The following is a 3,912-nucleotide window of genomic DNA, read 5'->3' as shown; positions in this document are numbered from 1 at the left end:
CCGAGAGGCCGAACGGGAGCTCGGCATGAGTACCGCCCTGATCCTGGCCTTCCTGCGCGACCGCGACGCCGCCGAGGCGATGCGGGTGCTGGACGACGCCGCCCCCTACTGGGAGATGCTCGATGCGGTGGGGCTGGACAGCGCCGAGCGCGGCAACCCGCCGTCGAAGTTCGCCGAGGTGTTCGAGCGGGCCGCGCGGCTGGGCATCCCGCGGGTGGCCCACGCCGGCGAGGAGGGGCCGCCCGAGTATATCCGCGAGGCGCTGGACCTCCTCGATGTCTGCCGCATCGACCACGGCGTGCGCTGCCTGGAGGACCCCGAGCTGGTGGCGCGGTTGCGCGAGGAGGGCAGGGTGCTCACCGTCTGCCCGCTCTCCAACGTGCGCCTCAGGGTGGTGGAGCGCCTCGAGGACCACCCGCTGCCCCAGCTGCTCGAGGCGGGGCTGCGCGTCACCCTCAACTCCGACGACCCGGCCTACTTCGGCGGCGGCATGCTGGCCAACTACCTGGCCTGCGAGCAGGCCTTCGGCTGGTCGAAGGAGGTCTTCGTCGAGCTGGCCGGTACCGCCATCGAGGCGGGGTTCATGAGCGAGGCGCGGCGCACCGAGCTGCGCCACCGGCTGGCGGCCTGTCGCTGAGGCGTCTCGCCGGCACCTCCCTGTGCCGGCCGAGGCGGCTGCCTCGGACCGAAGGTCATGAGTTACGGCAGGGCCGGCACCTCGAAGTGGGGCATCTCGCCGGTCAGGGTGTGCATGAAGGCGGTGATGTCGGCGATGGTCTGCTCCTCGAACTCGCGCCCCAGCATCTCGCTGCCCATGATGGCCACGGCCTCCTCCAGGGTCTCGGTGGCGCCGTTGTTCATGTAGGGATAGGTGACCCCCACGTTGCGCAGGGTCGGGGTGCGGAAGCGGTACATGTCCGCCTCGTTGCCGGTCACCTCGTAGCGGCCCACGTCGGTGGAGCCCGGCACCTGGATGCGGTGGAAGTTGCTGTCGGTCAGCGCCGGGCCGCTGTGGCAGGCGATGCAGCCGTTGTCCACGAAGGCCACCATGCCGTCCTTCTCCTGCTCGTTCAGGGCGTTCATGTCGCCGTGCAGGTAGCGGTCGAAGGGCGAGTTCGGGGTGTTGAGGGTGCGCTGGAAGCTGGCCAGGGCCTGGGCCAGGTTGCCGGCATTGATCGGCTCCTCGTCATCCGGGAAGGCCGCGGCGAACTTCTCCTGATAGAGGTCGAAGTCGGTCAGCCGCTCGAGCGCGGTGTCGAGGTCCATGGCCATCTCGATATCGGCCTCGATGGGGCCGAGCGCCTGCTCCTCGAGATCGGCGGCGCGACCGTCCCAGAACTGCGCGCCCAGGAAGCCGGAGTTGAGCACGGTGGGGGTGTTGCGATCGCCGATCTGGCCGTCATGGCCGGTGGCACGCGGAATACGGTCCGCCCAGCCCAGCGCCGGGTTGTGGCAGGTGGCGCAGCTGATCACCCCGCTGGAGGAGATGCGCGGCTCGAAGAACAGCATGTTGCCGAGTTCGACCTTCTCCGGGGTCAGGGAGTTGTCCGCCGGAATCGGCGGGAAGTGGGGCAGCGGCTCGAAGCGGTCGCGGTAATCGCCGAGCCCGTCGTCGGCCAGGGCCGGGGCGGCGATGGCCACGGCAGAGCCGATGGCGATGGCGGAGGCCAGCAGGCGCTTGGTAATCATGGTCGTTCCCCTCTGGTGGTGATCCGGGCCAGTCGCGGGGCCAGCCCGCGCTTAGCTTCTGTCTGGCACGTTAGCGGCATCGCTTGTCGCTAATCAACCTAGTAAAACCGTCGGAAAACGGCCACTCTTGAGCCACATCAAGTTTTCGCTCGGCTTCCCCGAGTCCGCTGGACGCTTCACGGCTTTTTCGGGAAGCTGAAGGCTTTCTCGACCCTGCGGAGGAGGCCGCCGGCCATGACCCGCTATCGCTACCCCGCCATTCCCGAGTCCGAGGTCACCCCCCGGGAGCTGTTCCGGGAGCGGCGGCGCTTTCTCAAGGGCACGCTCAAGGGCGGCGCGGCCCTGGGGGCCGCCGCGCTGGCACCCGGCCTGCTGCTGTCGCCCGCCGCCCACGCCTGGCGCGAGGGGCTCGAGGCGCGCCTGGAAGGCTCGTTGCCGAGCCAGGAGCTGGCCGACGGCGAGTCGCTGACCGCCTTCCGCGATGCCACTACCTACAACAACTTCTACGAGTTCGGCACCCGCAAGAGCGACCCGGAGGTCTATGCCCACCGGCTCGTCACCGACCCCTGGTCGGTAGCCATCGAGGGCGAGGTGGAGAAGCCGGGCACCTTCGCCCTGGAGGATATCCTCGCCCACCAGGTGCTTGAGGAGCGCATCTACCGGCTGCGCTGCGTGGAGGCCTGGTCCATGGTGATCCCCTGGATCGGCTTCCCCCTGGCCGAGCTGCTCAAGCGGCACGAACCCACCTCCCGGGCGAAGTACGTGCTCTTCGAATCGATCCTCGACCCCGACAACCTGCGCGGTCAGCGCCGCGCCATCCTCGAGTGGCCCTACCGCGAGGCGTTGCGCATCGATGAGGCGATGCACCCCCTGACGCTGATGGCGGTGGGCATGTACGGCGAGGTGATGCCCAATCAGAACGGCGCGCCGATCCGCCTGGTGGTGCCCTGGAAGTACGGCTTCAAGAGCATCAAGTCGGTAGTCAGGATTGGTCTGGTGGAAGAGCGGCCGAGCACCGCCTGGATCGAACAGAGCCCGGAGGAGTACGGCTTCTACGCCAACGTGAACCCTGAGGTGGATCATCCGCGCTGGTCCCAGGCCCGGGAGCGTCGCATCGGTGAGAGCGGGCGTCGCGAGACGCTGATGTTCAACGGCTACGCCGATGAAGTGGCCGATCTCTATGCCGGCATGGACCTCAACCGGCACTTCTGATCGTTCGACGGGAGCCACGATGCTGGACCACGCGCAGCGCATCCTTGCCTTTCGCCTGCTGGTGCTGCTGGCGGGTGTCCTGCCGGCGGTGTGGCTGGCCTGGCGGTGGTTCTTCGGTGACCTGGGGGTGGTGCCCAGTGAGGCGGTGGTGCACTACACGGGACGCACCGGCCTGACCCTGCTGGTGGTGACCATCGGCTTCAGCCCGGCTTTTCGGTTCACCGGCTGGATCGGCTTCATGATCGCCCGACGTCAGATCGGCCTGTGGGCCTTCTTCTGGCTGCTGGCTCATACGCTGGCCTGGATGGGCCTCGACCAGTACTGGGACTGGCCCTGGATTCGCCGGGAGATGGTGGAGCTGCCCTATGTCCGTTATGGGTTGGCGGCGCTGCTGCTGCTGGTGCCGCTGGCGCTGACCTCCTTCCCAGAGGGCCATGGGCTATGTGGCCTGGCACTGGCTCCATCGCCTGGTGTACCTCTCGGCGGCGCTGGGGGTGATGCACCTGTGGATCCTGACCCGCGCTGACTACCGGATGGCCACCGGCTTCGCGCTGGCGGTGGCCGCCCTGGTGCTGTTCCGGGTCCTGGATGCCCTGGTGGGGCGTAGGGCGCGCTGAACCGCCGTTGCGCCCGCGGCCCCGGCCCGGGACGCCTCGCCCGCCGGGGCGAGGCGCCGGGCCCGACTAGTGGGTGGTGGCCAGCAGCACCACGCAGAGCGCCGCCGAGACCCACATGGCGGGCTTGATCTCCTCCAGGCGACCGGTGGCCAGCTTGATCAGCACGAAGGAGAGGAAGCCGAAGGCGATCCCCAGGGTGATGGAGTAGGTCAGCGGCATCAGGATGATCGCCAGGAAGGCGGGGAAGGCCTGGTCGTAGCGGGTCCAGTCGATCTTGGTGATCGGGGCCAGCATGAAGAGCCCCACCAGCACCAGGGCCGGGGCCGTGGCGATGCCGGGCACCAGGGAGAGCAGCGGCGACAGGAACAGGAAGGGCAGGAAGAGCAGGGCGATC

5 protein-coding genes are annotated in these 3,912 nt (G+C 68.6%); 3 read left to right on the top strand and 2 right to left on the bottom strand.

The window, feature by feature from the left end; translation table 11 throughout:
- The coding region (add, locus tag J5F18_RS12555) for an adenosine deaminase (RefSeq protein WP_346298957.1) at positions 1–637 on the top strand (637 nt) is incomplete at its 5' end.
- A 62-nt stretch (positions 638–699) separates the two neighbouring features.
- On the opposite strand, the gene J5F18_RS12550 is transcribed toward add, so the two are convergent.
- Entirely contained in the window at positions 700–1,689 is a 990-nt protein-coding gene (locus J5F18_RS12550; protein WP_346298956.1) for a cytochrome c peroxidase, read from the bottom strand.
- 234 nt (positions 1,690–1,923) lie between these two features.
- Between J5F18_RS12550 and msrP the strand changes: the two genes are divergently transcribed.
- Both msrP and J5F18_RS12540 read left to right on the top strand, forming a co-directional pair.
- Positions 1,924–2,901: a protein-methionine-sulfoxide reductase catalytic subunit MsrP gene (gene msrP / locus J5F18_RS12545; protein WP_346298955.1), complete on the top strand. Its 978-nt coding sequence runs from the start codon at positions 1,924–1,926 to the stop codon at positions 2,899–2,901.
- A 19-nt stretch (positions 2,902–2,920) separates the two neighbouring features.
- Complete coding sequence (locus J5F18_RS12540) at positions 2,921–3,427, top strand: ferric reductase-like transmembrane domain-containing protein (RefSeq protein WP_346298954.1); 507 nt, start codon at positions 2,921–2,923, stop codon at positions 3,425–3,427.
- Positions 3,428–3,584: 157 nt separating this feature from the next.
- Here the strand turns inward: J5F18_RS12540 and J5F18_RS12535 are convergent.
- Positions 3,585–3,912 (bottom strand): solute carrier family 23 protein (locus tag J5F18_RS12535; RefSeq protein ID WP_346298953.1); only part of this gene is annotated, 328 nt, incomplete at its 5' end.

Source organism: Halomonas sp. BM-2019 (assembly GCF_017584085.1).
The sequence above is the reverse complement of the archived record's forward strand: the minus strand, read 5'-3'. Positions and strand labels throughout refer to the sequence as shown.